The sequence below is a fragment of the Aggregatibacter sp. 2125159857 genome, assembly GCF_017798005.1.
In the GTDB taxonomy this organism is placed as follows: domain Bacteria; phylum Pseudomonadota; class Gammaproteobacteria; order Enterobacterales; family Pasteurellaceae; genus Aggregatibacter.
Window position 1 is genome coordinate 873,352 of record NZ_CP072548.1, and the last position, 21,761, is coordinate 895,112.

Annotated in this window: 18 protein-coding genes; 5 read left to right on the forward strand and 13 right to left on the reverse strand. The window is 43.9% G+C overall.

Translation table 11 applies throughout. The features are described 5' to 3' along the window. Positions 1-106: 106 nt before the first annotated feature. Positions 107-388: an acylphosphatase gene (locus tag J5X96_RS04450; RefSeq protein WP_209364532.1), complete on the reverse strand. Its 282-nt coding sequence runs from the start codon at positions 386-388 to the stop codon at positions 107-109. Positions 389-547: 159 nt separating this feature from the next. On the opposite strand from J5X96_RS04450, the gene J5X96_RS04455 reads away from it, so the two are divergent. The 4 genes from J5X96_RS04455 (at position 548) to yccS (ending at position 4,366) form a co-directional block, all read left to right on the forward strand. Further along, a complete protein-coding gene (locus J5X96_RS04455) occupies positions 548-1,213 on the forward strand; it encodes a DUF2057 domain-containing protein (RefSeq protein WP_209364533.1) in 666 nt (221 codons plus the stop codon). A gap of 73 nt (positions 1,214-1,286) precedes the next feature. Next, positions 1,287-1,745 (forward strand): methylglyoxal synthase, encoded by a 459-nt coding sequence (gene mgsA, locus J5X96_RS04460; RefSeq protein ID WP_209364534.1) that lies wholly within the window; start codon positions 1,287-1,289, stop codon positions 1,743-1,745. An 8-nt stretch (positions 1,746-1,753) separates the two neighbouring features. Beyond that, on the forward strand, positions 1,754-2,209 hold the full coding sequence (locus J5X96_RS04465) for a YccF domain-containing protein (RefSeq protein WP_209364535.1): 456 nt from the start codon (positions 1,754-1,756) through the stop codon (positions 2,207-2,209). 15 nt (positions 2,210-2,224) lie between these two features. Next, on the forward strand, positions 2,225-4,366 hold the full coding sequence (yccS, locus tag J5X96_RS04470; protein ID WP_209364536.1) for a YccS family putative transporter: 2,142 nt from the start codon (positions 2,225-2,227) through the stop codon (positions 4,364-4,366). Here the strand turns inward: yccS and smrB are convergent. Further along, positions 4,363-4,869, reverse strand: a complete 507-nt coding sequence (gene smrB, locus J5X96_RS04475; RefSeq protein ID WP_209364537.1) for an endonuclease SmrB — start codon at positions 4,867-4,869, stop codon at positions 4,363-4,365. The two genes, yccS and smrB, sit on opposite strands and share 4 nt — an antisense overlap. Positions 4,870-4,931: 62 nt before the next feature. On the opposite strand from smrB, the gene prmB reads away from it, so the two are divergent. After that, a complete protein-coding gene (gene prmB, locus J5X96_RS04480; protein WP_209364538.1) occupies positions 4,932-5,882 on the forward strand; it encodes a 50S ribosomal protein L3 N(5)-glutamine methyltransferase in 951 nt (316 codons plus the stop codon). A 14-nt stretch (positions 5,883-5,896) separates the two neighbouring features. Here the strand turns inward: prmB and J5X96_RS04485 are convergent, their stop codons facing one another. From J5X96_RS04485 to J5X96_RS04535, 11 genes are all read right to left on the reverse strand, one after another. Next, on the reverse strand, positions 5,897-7,351 hold the full coding sequence (locus tag J5X96_RS04485; RefSeq protein ID WP_209364539.1) for a glycoside hydrolase family 32 protein: 1,455 nt from the start codon (positions 7,349-7,351) through the stop codon (positions 5,897-5,899). 322 nt (positions 7,352-7,673) lie between these two features. Next, positions 7,674-9,047: a sodium-dependent transporter gene (locus J5X96_RS04490; protein ID WP_209364540.1), complete on the reverse strand. Its 1,374-nt coding sequence runs from the start codon at positions 9,045-9,047 to the stop codon at positions 7,674-7,676. 16 nt (positions 9,048-9,063) lie between these two features. Continuing rightward, the gene (gene nth / locus J5X96_RS04495) at positions 9,064-9,699 is read right to left on the reverse strand and encodes an endonuclease III (protein WP_021616606.1); all 636 of its coding nucleotides are present in this window, start codon (positions 9,697-9,699) and stop codon (positions 9,064-9,066) included. A 211-nt stretch (positions 9,700-9,910) separates the two neighbouring features. After that, entirely contained in the window at positions 9,911-10,627 is a 717-nt protein-coding gene (locus J5X96_RS04500; protein ID WP_245193480.1) for an electron transport complex subunit E, read from the reverse strand. After that, entirely contained in the window at positions 10,627-11,238 is a 612-nt protein-coding gene (gene rsxG / locus J5X96_RS04505) for an electron transport complex subunit RsxG (protein ID WP_209364541.1), read from the reverse strand. Before rsxG ends, J5X96_RS04500 begins: the two co-directional genes overlap by 1 nt. Before the next feature lie 10 nt (positions 11,239-11,248). Then, positions 11,249-12,328 (reverse strand): electron transport complex subunit RsxD, encoded by a 1,080-nt coding sequence (rsxD, locus tag J5X96_RS04510; RefSeq protein ID WP_209364542.1) that lies wholly within the window; start codon positions 12,326-12,328, stop codon positions 11,249-11,251. A gap of 10 nt (positions 12,329-12,338) precedes the next feature. Next, positions 12,339-14,876 carry an electron transport complex subunit RsxC gene (rsxC, locus tag J5X96_RS04515; protein WP_209364543.1) on the reverse strand — a complete coding sequence of 846 codons (2,538 nt, stop codon included), beginning with the start codon at positions 14,874-14,876 and terminating at the stop codon, positions 12,339-12,341. After that, the gene (rsxB, locus tag J5X96_RS04520; protein WP_209364544.1) at positions 14,877-15,470 is read right to left on the reverse strand and encodes an electron transport complex subunit RsxB; all 594 of its coding nucleotides are present in this window, start codon (positions 15,468-15,470) and stop codon (positions 14,877-14,879) included. Next, positions 15,470-16,051 carry an electron transport complex subunit RsxA gene (gene rsxA, locus J5X96_RS04525; RefSeq protein ID WP_209364546.1) on the reverse strand — a complete coding sequence of 194 codons (582 nt, stop codon included), beginning with the start codon at positions 16,049-16,051 and terminating at the stop codon, positions 15,470-15,472. Before rsxA ends, rsxB begins: the two co-directional genes overlap by 1 nt. 625 nt (positions 16,052-16,676) lie before the next feature. After that, positions 16,677-19,838, reverse strand: coding sequence for a type I restriction endonuclease subunit R (locus J5X96_RS04530; protein ID WP_021616614.1), 3,162 nt, complete (start codon positions 19,836-19,838; stop codon positions 16,677-16,679). Between the two features lie 459 nt (positions 19,839-20,297). Next, positions 20,298-21,401: a Fic family protein gene (locus J5X96_RS04535; RefSeq protein ID WP_209364766.1), complete on the reverse strand. Its 1,104-nt coding sequence runs from the start codon at positions 21,399-21,401 to the stop codon at positions 20,298-20,300. Positions 21,402-21,761 lie beyond the last annotated feature (360 nt).

Genomic DNA, 21,761 nt, shown 5'->3' on the forward strand with positions numbered 1-21,761 from the left:
GGTAAAACCGCATCAACGCGTTTTCTTATCGAGAACCGCAAAAAAACAAAAGCGCCATGTTCTTGTCATCTCCGTGAGAGGTTGCCGTTTTACGCTATTGTATTAATCAAATCGTGTCGTGTTGAACTTGAAAGGTTGTCCATGTGTTGTCACCAAGATAATCTTCGACAAGCACTTGATTTACACTAGCCGTACGAGGACCATGTTGTAACCAAGCATCTAATGCGTCAATTTGACTTTCTGAACCGGCGGCGATAACTTCCACAGAACCGTCGGCAAGATTACGCACAAATCCCGTTACGCCGATTTTCAGCGCATATTGCCAAGTAAAATAACGGAATCCAACGCCTTGTACATGACCGTAAATACGAAAGCGTTTTTTGATCATCAGCCTTCTCCTTAAAATGTGCGAAAAAATACAAAAACTCACGCCTAATGCGTATTTTTTATTTTCATTTTTCGCTAATTTGGCATAGCATACAAACTACGCTTTATTTTATAGAGTGTCATCTAATTTTAATGAATGCCCTTCAAAACAGGAGTAAATATGAAATTTCGTTTCGCTGCATTAGCTGCAACATTTTTAGCCAGTACGGCGAGCTTTGCCGGCGTAGTTACCGGTTCATCGAATATTGATTTTTTAGCCATTGATGGTCAAAAACCGGCTAAATCCATGTTAAAAGAGAATCATGCATTTAACGTGAATGATACACAAAAACACCAAGTGGTCGTGCGAGTATCCGAAATTATTCAAAGCGGCTCTGACCGTGTTTTGTTTGAGTCTGATCCGATCGTTGTGGCATTTCAGGGAACTCCTGATGATATCCTTATTTCTGCACCTCGTTTACAAAATGAACGTGATGTAAATGCATTTAAACAGGCACCGATCATCAGTGTAAAAACGCCATCCGGAAGAGACATTGCGAACCAGCAAGAATATTTAAAACAAGAAGGTTTCTTCCCTTCAGTGAGCTTAATCAAAGACTTAAGTGAATATAACGCCTCTGGCGCGCCTGCTGCGGTGGCGGCATTTGCCGGTACAGCACCAGCCGCAGTGGCTGTTGGTGGCACTGCTGCAGCCGGTAAAGTCAACAAAGGCAAGGTGACATTACAAGGTGAAAATGTGGCAGAACAAATGTTGCAATATTGGTATCAACAAGCCGATAAAGAAACCCAAGCACGTTTTATTGATTGGGCGAAAAAACAAAAATAATCGGTGATTTCTTCTCATTCATTGATGTCCGAAAAGTGAGCTTGTTCGCTCACTTTTTATTTTAGGAGCACTTATGCAAACGACTTATCGCACATTGTCGGCGAATAAACACATTGCCCTAGTGGCGCATGACCACTGTAAAGCGGATTTGATAAACTGGTGTAAAATGCACCGCACTTTATTAGCGCATCATACCCTGTATGGTACAGGCACCACAGGGAGTCTCATTCATCGTGAAACCGGTTTAATTGTGAATAGCTTACTCAGTGGCCCAATGGGTGGCGATCAACAACTCGGCGGCTTAATCGCTGAAAATAAAATTGATTTAATGATTTTCTTTTGGGATCCGATGAATGCTGTGCCGCATGATCCGGATGTTAAAGCGTTAATGCGCATTGCCACCGTTTGGAATATTCCGGTTGCTATGAATATGGCAAGTGCCGATTTTCTGATTTCTTCGCCATTTTTTAATGATACCTGCGATATTCGTATTCCGGACTATCAAGGTTATTTAAACGAACGCTTAAAATAGACATTGCTATGAATTGGAGCCTGATTCTCAATATTCTCAATTTTGTCCTTGGCGGGTTTGCAACCACGTTAGGGTGGTTATTTGCCACCCTCATGAGCGCCGTCTTGATCGTTACATTGCCTTATACGCGTAGCTGTTGGGAAATTTGTAAAATGTCATTGGTTCCCTTCGGCAACGATTTAATTCATGTGAAGTATTTGGAACCCAAAAGTGCGGTGGGAAATTCCCTCGGATCGTTGCTCAATGTTGTCTGGTTCATTCTTTTCGGTTGGTGGCTGTTTCTTGCCCATGTTTTTTGTGGCATTTCTCAATGTCTAACTATCATCGGTATCCCAACCGGCTTGGCAAATTTTCATATCGCCAGAATTGCGTTATTTCCAGTGGGGCAACGGGTTGTTCCTAAAGCGATGGTGGATTTGATTCGTCAACAACACGCAACGCAATATGATCGTTTTTATAAGTAGTCTTAAGGATTTCGCATGAATCACTGGTTTAATGCAAAAGTTATCGCCTCCATTCCGATTTTTATCGCCGTCAATTTGGCGGTGATTGCCATTTGGTATTTTGATATTTCCGAACAAAGTATGCCCTTGGTATTAGGCATCATTGCCGGCGGTTTGGTAGATTTAGATAACCGATTAACCGGTCGAATCAAAAATGTACTTTATACGCTGCTCGCATTTTCAGTTTCTACCATCAGTGTGCAACTAAGCATCAACCATAATTTCCAATTTATGGTGTTGATGACGGCGATGACCTTTGTTTTCACCATGATTGGGGCAATCGGGCAACGTTATAGCACCATCGCGTTCGGTACGTTGGTTGTGGCGCTATACACCACACTGACGTATTTGCCGGAAACCGTGTGGTATATGAATCCATTGATGATTTTGTGCGGAACATTGCTTTATAGCGTAACCACTCTTTGTGTGCATTTATTTTTTCCTAACCGTCCCGTACAGGAAAGCGTTGCAAAATCGTTTATTGCGCTAGCCAATTACCTTGATGCGAAAGCCACTTTTTTTGATCCTGACGATATTGAGCAAATTGAAAATAAGCATATCGCCATGGCAATGAAAAATAGTGAACTGATAAGTGCATTTAATGAGACGAGAACGGCGCTGTTTTATCGTATTCGAGGACAACACCGCCACAGCCGTACGACCAAAATGATTCGCTACTATTTTTCTGCGCAAGATATTCATGAGCGCATCAGCTCTAATCATTTTGACTACCAAACCCTTGCGGAACACCTGAAAAATACCGATTTAATTTTTCGTATTCAACGCTTACTGGAACTCCAAGCCCAAGCTTGCCGTGATATTGCGCTAAGTTTGCAACAAAATAAAACCTACCGTTATGACTTGCGTTTAGAAAAAGCCATTAACGGATTAAATCAATCGTTCGAGCTTTATAGTAATAGCCATATTGAAGAAACCGAAAATCTTATCAATCTCCAAACATTACTGGATAATTTAAAAAGCGTTGACTATCAATTACGTCATATTGATCAAGAAGTGAACGAGTTGGAACAAACCGATACGGCTCAAATTTATACGGAGCAAATTACCGGCTTTAAAAATATCCTGCTTGCCCTGCGTAGCCACTTTAATTTCAATTCGCAACTGTTTCGTCATGCGGTACGTTTGTCGATTGTGGTGTTTATTTGCTGTACTATCGGCGAATTTTTGCCCTTAGATCGGGCGTATTGGGTGTTATTAACCGCTGTTTTTGTCTGCCAGCCTAACTACACGGCGACTAAACTGCGACTAAAACAGCGAATTGTCGGTACTATTCTTGGCGTCATTCTGGCATCGCTTCTGCCTTATGCGAATCCAACACTGGAGTTACAATTAGGTTTAATCGTGCTGACTAGCACGCTATTTTTCTTTTTCCGTACCAATAATTACAGCTTTTCCACTTTCTTTATTACCTTACAGGTGATTTTCAGCTTTGATGTGATGGGCTTTAATGTGGAACAAGCGCTTTATTCTCGCGTCATTGACACCCTGATCGGGGCGACCATTTCTTGGTTTGCCGTATCTTACTTATGGCCGGATTGGAAGTATTTACAGTTGGATAAAGTTAGCCGTCAGGCAATTAAAAGTGATGCGAAATATTTGTTGTATATCATCAGTCAATTACAGTTTGGCAAAGGCGATAACTTGAAATACCGCATTGCCCGCCGCTATGCCCATGAATATGCTTCGGCATTAAGCGCCACCATTTCCAACATGAACCATGAGCCGAAAAAATATCAGGCGTATTTGCAGGCAGGATTTGAGCTTTTAAAAATTAACTATTCTCTGCTGAGTTACATTTCTACGCTAGGAGCTTACCGCAGTAAAATGAAACAAATGCAACAAAGCACTTTTTTCTTGGCGGAATTTTATCCGGCAGCGAAGAAAATTATTTACATTTTAGAGCATATTGAACAGCTTACACCGATGGTTTTCGAGAAATTACAAAATAACATTGAAGTGAGTTTGAAACAGGCACAAAGCCATTTAGAAAAAAATCATAAAGCGGCACAGCTGCAAGGACACATTCCAATGCAGCAACTTAGCATGATCAACCAAATTTTACCGCCGCTTTACCATGCCGTTCATAAATGTTGTTAAACATCAATCAGGATCAAAATGGCTGCCTCACCGCCCCATTCCTTTGGGGCTTGGTGCAATGCTCGCACTTTCGGGTGTTGCACTAGCCAACGGGGAATCTGGCGTTTTAACGTATAAGTGCCGTAACCTGTCATGATACAGGCGCAATAAAGATGCTCTTTCTCGCAGGTTTGAATTAATGCCGCCAGCTCTAATTTCGCCTGTTCACGCGTTAAGCCATGCAAATCCAAAAAAATCTCCGGTGAAAAATCACCACGCCGTAATTGTTTCAACAAATGGGAATCTTCATTTTCACGCAAATATTTGACCGCACTTTCCTCATTTAACAACGGCTCATATTCATCAGAAAAATAAAATAACGTATCCTGTTGTTCACGCTGTTCTTTTATCGTTGCCAGTGCTTTCTTTTTATGGGGGCGTGCAGCCACAAAAGTATCCTGTTTTAACGGTTTCACGCCTTTCATTTCAGCCCGAAACAGGGAAATTGCTTCCTCATCTAACATTTCGTTTCCTATCTCAAATATGGTATAACTACGCGCAATTTTAACATTGATACGAGCAAATCATGAACCAAATTACCTTTAATCAGGAACTTATTGACGATATTTATTCCGCCAACGTGCAAGAAGAACTGCACACGATCAAAGATTTCCTGCGTTGGTGCTATAGCACCTTCAATCGTGCCGACATTTACTACGGACACGGCTACGACAATGCTTGGGATGAAGCACAACAATTGGTCTTAGCTACCTTGCACCTACCGCCAGATTTCCCAAGCGAATTGTATGACACCCGACTCACGACGGCAGAAAAGCTCGAAATCATCCGTTTGGTCATCATCCGCATTGAAAAGCGCATTCCTGTCGCTTACTTAATTCACCGTGCTTGGTTCTGCGGCTTAGAGTTTTATGTGGATGAACGCGTGATTGTGCCACGCTCTCCCATCAGTGCCTTGATTGAACAAGGATTCGCCGGCGTATTAACACGTGAACCACAACGTATTTTAGATATGTGTACTGGCAGCGGCTGTATTGCGATCGCCTGTGCGGAGCGCTTCCCTGACGCAGATGTGGATGCCGTTGATCTCTCTTTTGATGCGTTAAATGTTGCTGAAATCAACATTGAACGCTACAACTTAACGTACCGCGTCTTCCCGATTCAGTCGGATTTATTCTCCCGTTTATTGGAAGAACAGTATGATCTTATTGTCACTAACCCACCTTATGTAGATCTAGAAGATCTCTCCGATATGCCGGAGGAATTTCACTACGAACCGGAAATGGCTCTCGGCTCCGGCAATGATGGGTTAACTATCACCAAAGAAATCCTACGCCTAGCACCGAATTACTTAGCGGACGATGGCGTATTAGTCTGCGAAGTGGGCAACAGCATGGTGCATTTAATTGAACAATTCCCACAAGTGCCGTTTAACTGGCTTGAACTTGCCAATGGCGGCGTGGGCGTATTCGCCTTAACCAAAGCGCAACTCATTGAACACCAAGCGGCATTTGCTTAAGGCGCCGATTTCCTTTAAATAAAATGAATGACTGGCAAATAGCCCACCATTAAATCCAATGGGCGACTACCGGTCATAGTATTTTTTCTGTTTTCAATGAAAAATCTTGATGTCATGGCTTTTTCACCATGATTAAAGAAAATTTCCACAATCGAACGATCAAAGAAAATTTCCACCGTTTGTAGATTCTCAATTTCACAGAAACGTTTGCTACCGAATTTTTCCATGAGTTCGGTTTGCTCGTTTTGGCTGCGATCTAAGCAAACCAATCCGTTTTTATAAGAAAGGCGCAATGATTGTCCTTGTTTATTTTGGAAAAACGTCAAATCAAAGGCTTGATTATGGGCTTCAAATTTTACATAAGCCTGATCTAAATCGGCAATTTCAGCGTTTCTATCAAGATGAAGCGTCGAAAGTGCGGTCAGATTTTCATAGGTTTTTGCGATCGGGCGTTGATAGATTTTGGTGCCTTCTAAGCGTAATTCTCTCGGCAGGGTTAAGGCGGAATGCCATTTGAATTTGTCCGTTGGATAGGTTAAATCTGGCAAACCGACCCAACCGAAAAGTACGGCTTGGGTCTTATTGTCTAAACCGGCGAAAGTTTGTGGGGCATAGAAGTCAAAGCCTTGATCTAATTCATCGATATAGTCTGCTTCAAAGGTTAACTCCGTTAATTTCCCCACGGCATAAGTTGCATGGTAATTATTTTGGAATTGATGCGCTTCACGATCTTTGCCCTGAGGCGACCAAATAAACACATCTTTATCGCCCAGTTTCAACAAATCAGGGCATTCCCACATAAACACATTGGTATTATCAAACGCGGGTAAGGAAAGCTCTCCCAGCAAACGCGGTGTATCTTCAAGGTTGTCCATTTCAAAAATAATCGCCGTGCCGGTGAGATTTTCCCGTTGTGCACCGCAGATAAAACGGATTTTACCGTTTTCGGTGAAATAAGGTTTCGGGTCGCGAACGTGTTCCGTATAACCTTCAGGCGCATTTTCAATTAACGGACGTTTACTGAGCAATTTTCCATCAAGATCGAAAATGGCTAAATTTTGGTAAGGGACACGTTGATTATCACTTGGACGACGGGTGTTGCCCGTGTAGAACATAGCTAATTTATCACCGACTTTTAACGCGCCACCGGAATAACAGCCGTGAGATTCAAAAAGCTCACAAGGAATGAGATCGTCAGCGGATTGATAATGTTGGAAATCCTTGGTGATTAAATGCTTCCAATGTTTCATACCGTGTATGGCATCAAAAGGAAACCATTGATAAAAAAGGTGATATTTCTCACCATCAAAGATGAGACCGTTAGGATCGTTCATCAGTCCGGTTGGAGGCTCAATATGAAAGTGCGGTCGAAAATCCTTGTCTTTTTGCACGGTTTGAGCAATTTCCGCAAGCTCACCGGATTCTGCCGCAAGGAGGCTTTTGTATTTACCGTTGTTAAAAATCTGCATGGGGTTTCTCCGTTTGGATGGGGGAGGCTTATCGTGAGAAAGCTAAATATCACGCGACGCTGTTTGGTGAAAATAAATCATTTAAAAGCGTGAGTTAGTTCACAAATTTGTAAATAAGCGTTTGCGTTGTTAGGTGGCGTTGAGTATGCTTAACCCTATAAAAACAAGTGCTATAAAAATAGCCAAACATATTTTGCTTTCCGAGTAGTGCCTCTTATGAGGCACTTTTTTTTACTTAATAAACCGTGATCATCATGGGGATCTATTGCATTTATGCGCATAAAACAAAGCCTGCTCGGTGTTGAGCGGACTTTGATCTCACTTAAAGTAAATTGCTGATAAAAATGACCAAAATAATAAACGGTACGACAAATTTCACATAGTTAAACCAAAGTTTGGTAAAAGTAGAATCCGGCGTTGGAGACAGTTCTTTTTTCGCTTCGTCTTTTAACACGAAACCCACGAAAAGTGCGCAACCAAGCGCGGTAAGCATAAACAGAATATTGCCACTGACGAAATCAAAGGCATCGAAAATGCTTTTGCCGAAGAAGGTGACGTCTTTCCAAAGATTATCCCCTAAAATAGACGGCACGTTGCCCAAGAGAAAAATTCCGCTGAGCGTTAGAATAATGGCTTTGCTACGGCGCATTCTGAGTTTTTCTTGTAAGGCCGTGATGATCACTTCGTAAATGGTGATAGATGTCGTTAAAGCAGCGATAAGCAATAAGCCAAAGAAGATAATTGCAAAGAATTTACCTGCCCATAAATGGGAGAACACAATCGGCAAACTTTGGAATACCAATGTTGGGCCGGCATTCGGTTCAATGCCAAAGGTAAACAAGGACGGGAAAATCATAAAGCCGGCTAACACGGCAATAATGGTGTTAGTGAAACCGGTGATTACCGCCGTCTGGATTAAATTTTCTTCTTTATTTAAGTAGCTGGAAAGGGTGATTAATACGCCAAAACCTAAGCTTAAAGCGAAGAAAACTTGTCCCAACACGAACACAAATAATTTGGGGGTAATTTTAGAAAAATCCGGTTTGAGATAAAAGGTGATGCCTTCCATTGCCCCCGGCAAGGTAATATTACGAATAACCATGCCAATCAAGAAAATAAACAGTAATGGCATTAAGTATTTCACGGAGCGTTCAATGCCGCCGATAATGCCTTTTGCCAAAATAATGTAATTGACGAGTACAAAAAGTGCGGTGTAAATAATGATTTCAACCGGGCTGTTACTGATGTGTAAATCGTAGAAATCTTTTGCGACATCTTTGGTGATGGGCGCAGAAATATCAAGCGTACCGCTGATGAGATTAATGATATAGGTAATCACCCAGCCGCCAAGTACCATGTAATACGCCATGATCCCGAACGCACCGAGAAGCCCCATATAACCAAGCAGTTTCCAATATTTAGAAATTCCTTTGCCTTTATCTAAAATTTTATCGCCAAAGGCATCAATAGAGTTGACCCGTAAACGACGGCCAATCACGTTTTCTACTAAAATCATTGGAATACCAATGACAATCATCGCAATGCAAAATAGCAAGACATAGGCACCGCCACCGTTTTCTCCCACTAAATAGGGAAAGCGCCATGTTGCGCCAAAACCGACAGTTGCGCCGGCAACGGTAAGCACATAAGTTAAACGACTGGACCAGGTTTGTCGCTCTGATTTTGGTGTTGTCATAAGTTTTCCTGTATTTTTAATATTCTGTTTTATTTTTATATTCGCACAGATCTTCAATGATGCACGCACCGCAGCGAGGTTTGCGCGCTACGCAAGTATATCGTCCATGCAAAATTAACCAGTGGTGTACATCTACCTTAAATTCGGCAGGAACCACTTTTATCAATTTTTCTTCGACTTTCACCACATCTTTGCCGGGCGCAAAGCCGGTACGGTTACAGACGCGAAAAATATGGGTATCCACGGCGATAGTCGGATGTCCAAATGCGGTATTTAATACCACATTAGCCGTTTTTCTTCCTACGCCGGCAAGGGCTTCTAACGCTTCGCGATCTTCAGGTACTTCACCGTGGTGTTTTTCAATTAAATCACGGCAGGTTTTGATGATATTTTCTGCTTTGCTATTAAATAGGCCAATCGTTTTGATGTATTCCTTCAAACCATCCACGCCCAAAGCCAAAATCGCTTGCGGTGTATTGGCGACAGGAAAGAGTTTATCTGTCGCTTTATTTACCCCTTTGTCAGTGGCTTGTGCTGACAAAATCACGGCAATTAATAATTCAAAGGGCGAGCTAAAATTCAGTTCCGTGGTTGGGTGCGGATTGGCAGCACGCAGACGTTTTAGAATTTCAATTCTTTTTTCTTTATTCATACTTTTCCTTCTACTTTTTTGCTTGTGCAAAAAAGTAGCAAAAAACACACCCCAAGCTAATTTGCTTGTCTGAGCTTGGTGAGAATTTTCTTTACGGAAAATTTAGAACTCGCAACTAGGTTGCTCAAACAAGCTAAATTTTCCTAAAAATTCTCAGTCGCTCAGGCAAATTAGATGGGGACGAATTATCTGAGCATTATTTATTTTTAAACTACTTTTTTGTATCTATGATGTTTTTTAACGCTAATAGCAACGCTAAACCGATAAATGCACCGGGGGGCAAAATTGCCAGTAGCAGATTACTGTCGCTATGGAAAAATTCAATTCGCATAAATGCTGCCCAGTTGCCCAATAAGTTTTCGATGCCGTCAAATAACGTACCATTGCCAATAGCTTCACGTAGGGCACCTAATGCGACCAAGCCGCATAACATCCCTAATCCCATGGAAAAACCATCAAAGGCAGAATGGGCGATACTGTTCTTTGAGGCAAAGGCTTCCGCCCGCCCGATCACAATACAGTTGGTCACAATCAGCGGAATAAAAATACCGAGTGATTGGTAAAGCGGGTAAGTATAAGCATTCATCAGTAACTGCACCACAGTAACCGTCGTGGCAATGATCATGACGTAAATCGGAATCCGAATTTCGTTGGGAATATGTTGACGAAAAATCGATATGACCGTATTGGTACAGGTGAGTACCAGCATGGTGGCTAACCCTAAACCCAGGGCATTCGTTGCCGTATTGGACACAGCAAGTAGCGGACACAATCCCAGCAATTGCACCACCGTGGAGTTATTCGTCCAAATACCTTGAACGAAAATGGTTTTCCAAATGCTTTTTTCATTTGAAATTGTCACCGCACTTTTATTTTCGACAGATTGGCTTTCTGCCGGCGTTTCAGTTATTTCATCTCGTTTATTCATTATTCTTTCTCTTTCGGCAAGTTATCCAACATGGCAAGTGCAGCCCGTTTTACTTGGTTGACCACAGCGCGTGGCGTGATTGTCGCTCCGGCGAATTGATCGAATTTACCGCCGTCTTTTTTGACTGCCCATTCTGCCGCTTTCTCTTGGCTGATGACTTGATGATCAAAGCTCAAAATCCAATTGGAAATACGCGTTTCGATTTTATCGCCCAAGCCTGGCGTTTCATGGTGTTCCGTAATGCGCACACCAAGCACTTCGCCGTCCGGCTTCATGCCGACTAAAATACGAATATCACCGGAGTAACCGTCATGCGCCACGCTTTCAAAAGCATAAGCGGTGATTTTGCCGTCTTTTTTTGCCATACAGATTTTCTGAATATCTACGTTTTGTAAAGCGTGGTTTTTCGGCATGTAGCAATCTTGCGTTAAATCATTCGTAAAATAGTCCTGTGGAATCACTTGTAATAATAACGCCCGTTGTTGCGCTTGCATTGCCTGATCGATTTTATCTTTCGTGAGAAAATAAACGCCGCTCGAAATTGCTGTGCAACAAAATGCCACAAAAGCCAATAACACGCCGTATTTGGAGGTAATTTTAATTGCTTGCATGATGTCCTCCTTATCCGCGATGACCGGCGACCCGTGGTCGGGTGTAATGATCAATTAACGGCACGCAAATGTTGCTGAGTAAGACGGCAAATGCCACGCCGTCAGGGTAGTTGCCATAAAACCGAATTAAATAAACGAATAATCCCACCAATGCACCAAATACCAATTTGCCTTTCGGCGTAATCGAAGCCGTAACCGGATCAGTGGCGATAAAGAATGCGCCGAACATCATGGCACCGCTGAAGAGTTGGCTTGCCGTGCTTAAGTGACCACTCGTTGAGAAGAGTTCGGTTAACAGACTCAAAAGGGTAAAGCTGCTTAACATTGCCACGGGAATGTGCCAGTGAATGGCTTTTTTCAGGATTAAGAAAATTCCACCCAGTAAAAAGGCGAAATTGATTTGCCACCAACCTTGCGAAAAATCCCAACCGTTTTGGGTAAATATCGGTAATTTCACTAAGTCGGCATAAACCGAACTGATATTGTGATCGGAAGCCTGTGTGGCGTAAAACAATTTCGTGGTATCCAGCGGCGTGGCTTGTGTCATGCCGTCAATGGAGGCGGTTAATTGGTGTAAGCTAAAACCATCGGTGGTTAAACCATGAAAAATCAATTGTAAGGCATCGGCAAAGGTTGGCGGTTCCGGCAGAAGTTGAATCGCCGGCATCCAAGTCGTCATTTGCAATGGGAATGAGGTCAACAACACTACATACCCTACCATAGCCGGGTTAAAGGGATTTTGCCCTAATCCGCCATAAACGTGCTTGCCCAAAATCACCGCACAAAATGTGCCAATAAGAATAATCCAATAAGGCGCATAAGGCGGAATCGCCACCGCAAGAATCAGTGCGGTCAAAATTACACTCAAATCGGAAAGGTAACTCAAGGTCGGTTGTTTGCGTAAAAAAGTCACCAACAATTCCAGCACCAAAGCAAAACTGATTGCCAAGGCGGCTTGAATCAGCACGCCAACGCCGAAGTAATGCACTTGTAATGCAATCGCCGGCAGCATGGCTAACATCACCCAAAGCATAATTCGCATGGTGAGTTTTCCCGAATGAGTATGGGGTGAACTTATCATCTTAAACATGGGTGATTCCTTAATGCTGTTCATTTTGTTGGGCTTGCTGCGCCGCTTTTTTCGCTTTAGCACGTGCGATCGCGGCGGCAATGGCAGCTTTGCGCGGATCCGTGTCTGCCGGGTTTTCATCTGAAATTTGAACTGCACTTTGAGCTGTTGCCGGTTCGGTAGAGGCTACGGTTTCCCCTTGCTGAGCGGCTTTTTTCGCTTTGGCGCGTGCGATCGCGGCAGCAATGGCAGCTTTGCGCGGATCCGTGTCTGCCGGATTTTCATCTGAAATTTGAACCGCACTTTGGTCTGTTGCCGGTTCGGCAGAGGCTACGTTTTCCCCTTGCTGAGCGGCTTTTTTCGCTTTAGCACGTGCGATTGCAGCAGCAATGGCAGCTTTGCGCGGATCCGTGTCTGCCGGATTTTCATCTGAAATTTGAACCGCACTTTGGGTTGTTTCAGGTTCGGCAGAGGCTACGTTTTCCCCTTGCTGCGCCGCTTTTTTCGCTTTAGCACGCGCGATCGCAGCCGCAATGGCAGCTTTGCGTGGATCTGTTTCCGCTGTATTTTCATCTGAAATTTGAACCGCACTTTGGACTGTTGCCGGTTCGGCAGATGCTACGTTTTCTCCTTGCTGCGCTACTTTTTTCGCTTTAGCACGCGCGATCGCAGCCGCAATGGCAGCTTTACGTGGATCCGCTTCTGCCGGATTTTCATCTGAAATTTGAACCGCACTTTGGTCTGTAGCCGGTTCGGCAGAGGTTACGGTTTCCCCTTGCTGCGCCGCTTTTTTTGCTTTGGCGCGTGCGAGCGCGGCAGCAATCGCAGCTTTGCGCGGATCCGTGTCTGCCGGATTTTCATCTGAAATTTGAACCGCACTTTGGTCTGTTGCGGGTTCGGCAGAGGCTACGGCTTCCGCTTGACGGGCTAATCGGCGCGCCTTGCGTTGTGCCATGATGTCGCGATTGTCAGGCTGAATGTGACCTTTTTCATCAATAAGGGTTTTTTGCTCAATTTGCGTATTTTCTGCAGACTCGGCCTTTTTCGCTTTTAAGCGTTCTAAGGCAGCGGCGACCGGATCGACGCCTTTTTGCTGTGCTAATTCCTCACGGCGTGCTGCGGCAGCGCGTTGAGAACGCGCTTTGCGTTCTTGTTCTTCCCGTTCTAGGCGGGCTTGGCGTTGTTCAAAACGGATCTTCGCTTCTTCTGCTAATTTTGCTTTATGTTTAATTTCCCAAATTTTGGCTTTTTCTTGGCGGAAATATTGAATAAGCGGAATGTGGCTTGGGCAAACATAGGCACACACACCACATTCAATACAGTCTTTGAGAGAATATTCTTCCGATTTTTCGTGATTTTCACTGCGGGCAAACCAATAGAGTTGCTGCGGCATCAGTTTTACCGGGCAAGCATCGGAACAGGCAGAGCAGCGAATACAGCTTTTTTCCGGTTCCGGTGGCGCATATTCAAAATGATCCGGTGCCAATAAGCAGTTTGCCACTTTGGTCATCGGCGCATTTAAATCAGGTAGAATGACACCCATCATTGGACCGCCCATGAAGACTGGGAAACGGTCGTCATATTGGTAGCCGGTTTCACGCAATAAATGAGAAATCGGTGTGCCAAAGCGAGCCCAATAATTGCCTTTATTAGGAATTTTATCGCCGGTGAGGGTAACAACGCGCTCGATTAAAGGCTCATCATCAAGTACGGCGCGTTTAATGGCAAAGGCGGTTCCTACATTTTGCATGAGCACGCCAATGCTAGAAGAGCGTTGTCCGCTTGGCACTTCCATACCTGTTAGCACTTGAATGAGTTGTTTTGCCGCACCGGACGGATATTTTGTTGGAATAACACGGATTTCAATATCATTCGCGCCATGTAATGCATGTTCTAAGGCGGAGACTGCTTCTAATTTATTGTCTTCTATGGCGATAACGACTTTTTCAGGGCGCAAAATATAACGCAGAATACGCACGCCCTCGATGATTTCATCGGCACGATCGCGCATTAAGCGATCGTCGCAGGTGATGTAGGGTTCACATTCTGCCCCGTTAATAATCAGCAGTTTGACCTGTTTTTCAGCAGAGTGAATTTTGGCGGCTGTCGGGAATACCGCGCCACCCAAGCCAGCGATGCCTGCTTGATAAATTTTTTCAATGAGCTGTTCCCGCGTTTGGGTGAAAAAATCCTCGATTGGCATTTGTGGTCGCCATTGATCCAAGCCATCTGCTTGAATATGTACGCAGGTTTCTGTCAATCCGGATGGATGTGGCGCGACATAAGGCGCGATATCAATCACTGTACCGGAGGTGGGGGCATGAACAGGTAAACTTTGTAAGCCATCGCCTTGTGTCAGAGGTTGTCCTTTGAGAACCTGATCCCCAGGTTTTACCAACAGGTTTCCTGCACGACCGGCGTGTTGTTTTACCGGCACATAAAAATCATCGGGCAAGGGTAGCGTGCGAATGGGTGTGCCGTTGGATTGGGACTTCATATCCGGCGGGTGAATACCACCGTCAAATTCCCAAAGTTTGCCACTGTTAAAACGTGTTAATACATCCGCCATTTATTTCCCCACAATGATTTTCTTCTCTGCCGATGTGGTATCAACAATCGGAATCACTAGATTAGGATCGAATTTCCAATCCCAAGTATCAATATTTTTTTCGACTTTAATCATGGAAATACAGCTGGTCGGGCAGGGCGCAACACAAAGCTCGCAACCGGTACATAAATCAGGAATAATCGTGTGCATGAGTTTATTGCTACCGATAATGGCATCTACCGGACAAGCCTGAATGCATTTGGTGCAGCCGATACACATATTTTCATCAATAAAGGCGACTTTCGGCGCAGGATCTTCGGCTAAATTATCGGTCTCCGGCGGTTCAACGCCAAGCAATTCGGCGATTTTAATGACAGTGGGTCTGCCGCCCGGAATACATTTCGTAATTACGTCTCCGTTGGCAATGGCTTCTGCATAGGGTCTGCAACCGGGATAGCCACATTGTCCACATTGGCTTTGCGGTAAAATCGCATCGATTTTTTCGACAATGGGATCTGCTTCGACTTTCAGTTTTACGGATGCAAAGCCCAAAATGGCGCCGAAAATCAGCGCCAATACAACAATGGCAATGAGAACATAATAGAAAGTCGCCATTATAGTTTCACCAATCCGGTAAAGCCCATGAAGGCGAGAGACATTAAGCCTGCCGTAATCAAGGCGATAGAGGCACCACGAAATGGCATCGGCACATCAGCGGCAACCAAGCGTTCACGCAATGCGGCAAATAAGACTAAAACTAAGGCAAAACCGGCAGAGGCACCAAAGCCGTAAGCCACCGATTCCGTTAAATTATGCGCAAGATTCACGTTTAACAACGCCACGCCAAGCACGGCACAGTTGGTGGTAATAAGCGGCAGGAAAATGCCCAGTAAACGATATAAAGTTGGGCTGGTTTTGTGAATCGCCATTTCAGTAAATTGCACCACTACGGCGATGACTAAAATAAAAACGAGTGTACGTAAAAATGTTGCGTTTAATGGCGCGAGAATATAATTATCCACTAAATAGGAGCAAAGCGCCGCCACTGTCAGCACAAAGGTTGTTGCCAAGCCCATGCCGATAGCGGTTTCAATTTTTTTTGAGACACCCATAAAAGGGCAGAGTCCGAGAAATTTGACCAGCACGAAGTTATTAATCAATGCCGTGCCGATGATCAGTAGAATGTAATGTGTCATAGCGTTCAATTCGTTCGTATAAGCGGTGTATTATCGCCATTTATGGGCTTAAGAACAATAAAAAAATAAGCAAGGTAGGTGAACGAATTTTAACAAAACTGACCGCACTTTTTGATACGCCGAAAAGTGTATTTTAAAAGTGCGGTGGATTTTTCAGCCGTTTTATTATAGCCAGCCAAAGTCTGGCTGTAAAAGCCATAGGCTATGCGTATGGCGCCAAATAGCTTAAGCGATGAACAGAAAAAAATCCTCGCTACATAATGAACAAGGCTGACAACCGAAACTCAACATATAGGACGATTATTTAACCCCTCGTAGCGTGCAACTTGTTGCACGAATAATTAACTTCGGTACGTAATTTACGATTTCATGCGTATCGTGCATCTTGATGCACAACCAAATAACGCACGGAACGTTATTTAATTCTTTCAGGCATTCACGATTTCGTTCGTAGCGTGCATCTTGATGCACGACCAAATTACGCAAGGAACGTTATTTAACGCTTTCAGGCATTCGCGATTTCGTGCAACAAGTTGCACGCTACAATTCACTAAAATAGTGATATGAAAATAAACACGGTTACCGGTTTTCACACGCCCCTTGAAGGTTTGTGAAGTATAGACCCTTACTGGGCTAATTCTTCTGCAATTTCTTCCGCTTGCTTAATCACATAGCTCACGGCTTCTTCTTGTTTATCCGGCGGATATTTGTAGCGTTGCAAGGCGCGTTTCACGAGAATACGCATTTTGGCACGAACGCCTTCTTTGTATTGCCAGTCAATCGTAACTGAGCGTTTTAATGTATCAGTAATTTCTTTGGCTAGTTTGGAAAGCACTTCATCGCCCATCAGTTCCCGTGCGCTTTGGTTTTGTGCAAGTGCTTCATAGAATGCCAATTCTTCTTTTTTCAAGCCTAACTTTTCACCTAAAGCTAAGCGTTCTTGGAAGTCTTGGCTCATTTTGAAGAGCTCATCCAAAATTTCTACCACGCTTAAATTGTGGTTGTGATATTGGTTTAAGGCTTCTTTCAAACGTTGCTCAAAGTCTTTTTGCAAGGTGAGGTTTGCACCTGATTTGGCTTTGATTTCGCTTGCCAAATACCGCTCCATTGCGCTGACCCATAAATTCTTCGTCGGGCTGTTTTTGATGGTCTGTAAAAACTCTTCGGAAAGCAGGCTGATTTGTGGCTGCGGTTTTTCCAGCAGATCAAATAAATCAATGACGCCTTCGGAATAGACGGTTTGATTGACCAATTTTTTTAATAAAATCTGTCTTTCATTTGTGCCCGTGCCGTTTTGTTCGCGCTTAGTGAGAATGGCACGCACGGCATCATAAAAGGCAATCTCTTGGTTGTATGGCTCGACTTCCGCTAAGGCACCACATAGCATATAACCTTTTTTCACCAAGCCAGCCGCTTTCAAAAAGGCTTTTTTGCGAGGCTCGGCTTCTTTTTTATCAAACCAATGTTGCTCGTGCGCTTTGCCATCAAAAGGTAATTGATCAAGACTTAAAATATGGTTGGCGGCAAAACGAATCGCCATTAGTAATTCATGTGGTTCGTCCTTCTCTAAGGCGGCTTGAACATCAAACGTTTTCCCTTCAACCGGCGTTGCAAACAGGCTACGCACAAATTCTAAATGCTCTTTCATTTTAAAGAACACATCAATCACGCTATCCGTCAGCTTGCCCTTGCCTTGCGAATTGGTGTATTGCCGGGTGGCTTTTTTGAGCTCGTCAGCAATGCCTACATAATCCACAATCAAGCCGCCATTTTCTCGGCTTTTATTACGGAATACACGGTTAACCCGAGCAATCGCCTGCATCAGGTTATGCCCCTGCATCGGCTTGTCGATATACATCGTATTACAACAAGGCGCATCAAAGCCCGTCAGCCACATATCGCGCACAATCACCACTTTCAGCGGATCGTTTGGGTCTTTAAAGCGGCGTTCCAGCGTTTGTTTTTCCTGTTTACTGTAAACGTGTTTCTGCATTTCCGGCGCATCGGAAGCAGAACCTGTCATCACAATTTTAATCGCCCCTTCGTTAATATTGTCCGAATGCCATTCAGGACGCAGTTTGATGATTTCATTGTATAAGTCCACGCAAATCTGACGACTGGAAACCACTATCATTGCTTTGCTATCGACCACTTCATTGCGTTTGGCAAAATGCTGCACAAAATCTGCGGCTAAATCGGCAAGGCGGGCTTGCGAACCCAGCAATTTTTCCTGCAAACGCAGGGCAGGGGATTGCTCCTCTTCCAGCAAATCATCAATTTCTTTGAATAGTTCATCGTGTTCTTTTTCGTTTAAGCGGATTTGGCGCGCTTCATACACAATCGGCACCGTTGCGCCATCTTCCACCGCATCTTGCAAGTCATAAATCGACACATAACGCCCAAACACATCTTGCGTGTCCTTATCTTCTAGGCTAATCGGCGTACCGGTAAAACCGATAAACGAAGCATTAGGTAGCGCATCGCGCAAATGGCGGGCGTAGCCTGCCTGAAATTTGCCTTTATGCAATTTTTGCGTAAAGCCATATTGGCTGCGGTGTGCCTCATCGCTGATTACAATAATATTGCTGCGCTCATTTAAAACAGGGAAGCAGCTTTCTTCCTCATTTAGGGCGAATTTCTGAATCGTCGTAAAAAACACGCCGCCGACTTCATTTTGCGCGAGCAGTTGGCGCAGTTGATCGCTGTCTTCCACTTGTTGCGGTGTTTGTTTGATTAAATCTTTGCCTGAAGAAAAGGTTTGGAAAAGCTGACCGTCCAAATCGTTGCGGTCGGTGACCACCACAATGGTAGGATTTTTCAATTCAGGCTGCGCAAGCAGTTTGCCGGCATAAAACAACATGGAAATAGATTTACCCGAACCCTGCGTATGCCACATCACGCCAATGCGGTGGTCGCCTTTTTCCGAAGTCGCAAAAAGAGTGGAATCGACCGCTTCATTTACGCCGTAATATTGATGGTATGCCGCGATTTTTTTAATGGTTTTACCATTGGAATCCCGCTCAAATAAGACGAAATAGCGGATATAGTCCAATAAATCCTCAGGCTTCATCAAGCCATTGAGCAGGCTTTGCAATTCATCGTCAAAATATAAGCGCGCGCTTTGATTTTTTTCATCCACCACTTTCCACGGTGTAAAGCGTTGGAAATCTGCCGAAAGCGAGCCCAAGCGTGCGGCAATGCCGTCTGAAATAATCAGGGCTTGGTTGTAAACAAACAGCTCGGCAATCTCATCTTTATAGGTTTCAAACTGATTAAATGCCTGCAATAAATCTGCCGATTCACGCAGCGGATTTTTGAGCTCAAATACCACCAAGGGCAGACTATTGACAAAGCCGATAATATCGGGAATCCGTTTGCCCCCTTTACGGCTGCGGATTTCCAGCTGATTGACGGCAACAAAGCGGTTGTTCTTCACCTGCTCAAAATCCACCAAGCGCGCCATTTCTATTTTTTGCTCACCGTTTGCCTGGTATTCCACCCGCACGCCATCACGCAACAGTTTATAAAACGCCTGATTACGCACCACCAAGTCGCCGATATCGGTTTTCGTCGCGGATTTCACCACAGAATCAACCGCACTTTCAGGCAGTTGCGGATTAAGTTTACGCACCGCCTCACGCAGTTGCTCAATAAAGACTACGCCGCTCAAATCGCCACGGGCAAACTCGCCTTCATGAACAGGCAAGTCTTTACCATAGCGATATTCCCAACCGAGGGATTGTAGGCGTTGAATGGTGAGTTGTTCGATGTCGTTTTCGTTGAGCATAGGTGTTCCTTTTGTGTATTTGCTGTCTTTGGGGAGCTAATGGATTAATTTCTTCGTTTATTGATACTGCCAAATCTCCCCTACCCCTCTTTGCTAAAGAGGAGGATTTCTTGAGTAAATTGCCGGCAACTGGCTCATTGCTAATCTAAGAAAATTTCAATCTCTCATCGCATATTAAAGTAGTAAACCAAAATTCAAATTACCCTCGATTCAATCCCCCTCTTTAGCAAAGAGGGGTAGGGAAGATTTGGTGGAAGTGAAATTAGCTTTGTGGCTCATGAGTCCTTGTAAGGTGCACTTTAGCCCACCAAATATTTATTCATCCGACCACATTTAACCAATCAACCTTCGCTCAAATCCCCCTCTTTAGCAAAGAGGGGTTAGGGGAGATTTGGCAGAAGTGAAATCAGCCTTATGGTTCATTAGCCCTTGTAAGGGGACTTTAACCCTCCAAGTTTTCTACGGCACGATTTCGTAATACAGGCTTCGTCCGCCGCCACTTGCACGCAAAATGTTTTTTGCAACTAAATCCGTGAGATCGCGCAGTGCCGTATCGCGCGAAACTTTCGTTAATGCGGCATATTTTTTATTGGTTAAATTGCCTTCAAAATCATCCAATAAACGATTTAATACCTTGCGTTGTCGTTCGTTTAAATCGAATTTTCGCCATTTTTGCCAATAACGATGTTTGGCTAACACCTGATCTAAGGTCTCTTGGGTAGCATGCATTGCCTCAATCATATTTTGAATGAACCATGCAATCCACGTTGTTATATTTGTGAAGCCTTTTTGCGTATTTTCTAAAATCTCATAATAATCCGACCGCACTTTTTGAATTTGTGCGGAAAGACTATAAAAACGCGGAGCGTTTTTTTCTGTTTTTGCCAGTAAAAAATCCGCAATCGCACGGGCAATACGTCCATTGCCATCTTCAAAAGGATGTAACGTCAAAAACCACAAATGGGCAATCGCCACTTTAATAAAGGGATCACCTTTTTCTTCGCGATTAATCCAAGCTAAAAAACGTTGCATTTCAACGTCTAGTGTTTCTGCCGGTGGGGCTTCAAAATGGATTTTTTGCTTTCCAATGTTGCCGGAAATCACCTGCATTGCGCCCTGTTTGTCATCGCGCAATGCCGCAACGTTAATTTTCGACATTCCGCTATAACCGGTCGGAAAAAGCGCAGCGTGCCATGCAAATAAGCGTTCTAATGTCAAGGGTGTATCTACATTGGTCGTAGCATCGAGGGTCATTTCGACGATGCCTTCAACGGCTCGATCCACTGGCAATAAACCGCCGATTTCAACGCCAAGACGACGCGCAAGGGAAGAACGCACTGATTGAGGATTCAGCCATTCCCCTTCAATTTCACTGCTTTTGACGATGCTATGCGTCAGCGATTGCAGACCCAGTTGTGCCAATTCCTCAAAGCCAATATCCCATAAACGACCAAATAGTCGTCCTTGCTGATAGTGCGCTTGATTGAGCAAAGGCAGTAATGCGGTTAAATCATAATTCCATGTTGTCCAATTTTTCTGTTGCCAAATATATTTCTCATTCATCATACAGCGATTCCCTCTTCTATTTGCCTTAAAATATAAGGCAAATACTAAGGCGATTTGACGGATTTGTCTATGGTGATGTTTTTATTGAGCATCATAGATTCCTGAGCGTGTTTGGCTTTAAATCTCCCCTAACCCCTCTTTGCTAAAGAGGGGAATGGTATTGAGCGTAATTTTAGTTTAGGTGTTTTTTATGAGTAATTTCTCTGTTAATCTGACCGCTTGTAGCCAATAAACCTCCCCAATAGTCCCCCCTCTTTGCTAAAGAGGGGAATGGTATTGAGCGTAATTTTAGTTTAGGTGTTTTTTATGAGTAATTTCTCTGTTAATCCGACCGCTTGTAGCCAATAAACCTCCCCA

What these genes read in the sequence shown, in the direction of transcription:
- rsxC (WP_209364543.1), bottom strand. Translation starts at nt 14,876, where the DNA reads ATGGCGGATGTATTAACACGTTTTAACAGTGGCAAACTTTGGGAATTT.
- J5X96_RS04450 (WP_209364532.1), bottom strand. Translation starts at nt 388, where the DNA reads ATGATCAAAAAACGCTTTCGTATTTACGGTCATGTACAAGGCGTTGGA.
- J5X96_RS04490 (WP_209364540.1), bottom strand. Translation starts at nt 9,047, where the DNA reads ATGACAACACCAAAATCAGAGCGACAAACCTGGTCCAGTCGTTTAACT.
- J5X96_RS04485 (WP_209364539.1), bottom strand. Translation starts at nt 7,351, where the DNA reads ATGCAGATTTTTAACAACGGTAAATACAAAAGCCTCCTTGCGGCAGAA.
- J5X96_RS04500 (WP_245193480.1), bottom strand. Translation starts at nt 10,627, where the DNA reads ATGAATAAACGAGATGAAATAACTGAAACGCCGGCAGAAAGCCAATCT.
- rsxB (WP_209364544.1), bottom strand. Translation starts at nt 15,470, where the DNA reads ATGGCGACTTTCTATTATGTTCTCATTGCCATTGTTGTATTGGCGCTG.
- yccS (WP_209364536.1), top strand. Translation starts at nt 2,225, where the DNA reads ATGAATCACTGGTTTAATGCAAAAGTTATCGCCTCCATTCCGATTTTT.
- J5X96_RS04465 (WP_209364535.1), top strand. Translation starts at nt 1,754, where the DNA reads ATGAATTGGAGCCTGATTCTCAATATTCTCAATTTTGTCCTTGGCGGG.
- rsxA (WP_209364546.1), bottom strand. Translation starts at nt 16,051, where the DNA reads ATGACACATTACATTCTACTGATCATCGGCACGGCATTGATTAATAAC.
- J5X96_RS04455 (WP_209364533.1), top strand. Translation starts at nt 548, where the DNA reads ATGAAATTTCGTTTCGCTGCATTAGCTGCAACATTTTTAGCCAGTACG.
- J5X96_RS04530 (WP_021616614.1), bottom strand. Translation starts at nt 19,838, where the DNA reads ATGCTCAACGAAAACGACATCGAACAACTCACCATTCAACGCCTACAA.
- nth (WP_021616606.1), bottom strand. Translation starts at nt 9,699, where the DNA reads ATGAATAAAGAAAAAAGAATTGAAATTCTAAAACGTCTGCGTGCTGCC.
- prmB (WP_209364538.1), top strand. Translation starts at nt 4,932, where the DNA reads ATGAACCAAATTACCTTTAATCAGGAACTTATTGACGATATTTATTCC.
- rsxD (WP_209364542.1), bottom strand. Translation starts at nt 12,328, where the DNA reads ATGTTTAAGATGATAAGTTCACCCCATACTCATTCGGGAAAACTCACC.
- J5X96_RS04535 (WP_209364766.1), bottom strand. Translation starts at nt 21,401, where the DNA reads ATGAATGAGAAATATATTTGGCAACAGAAAAATTGGACAACATGGAAT.
- rsxG (WP_209364541.1), bottom strand. Translation starts at nt 11,238, where the DNA reads ATGCAAGCAATTAAAATTACCTCCAAATACGGCGTGTTATTGGCTTTT.
- mgsA (WP_209364534.1), top strand. Translation starts at nt 1,287, where the DNA reads ATGCAAACGACTTATCGCACATTGTCGGCGAATAAACACATTGCCCTA.
- smrB (WP_209364537.1), bottom strand. Translation starts at nt 4,869, where the DNA reads ATGTTAGATGAGGAAGCAATTTCCCTGTTTCGGGCTGAAATGAAAGGC.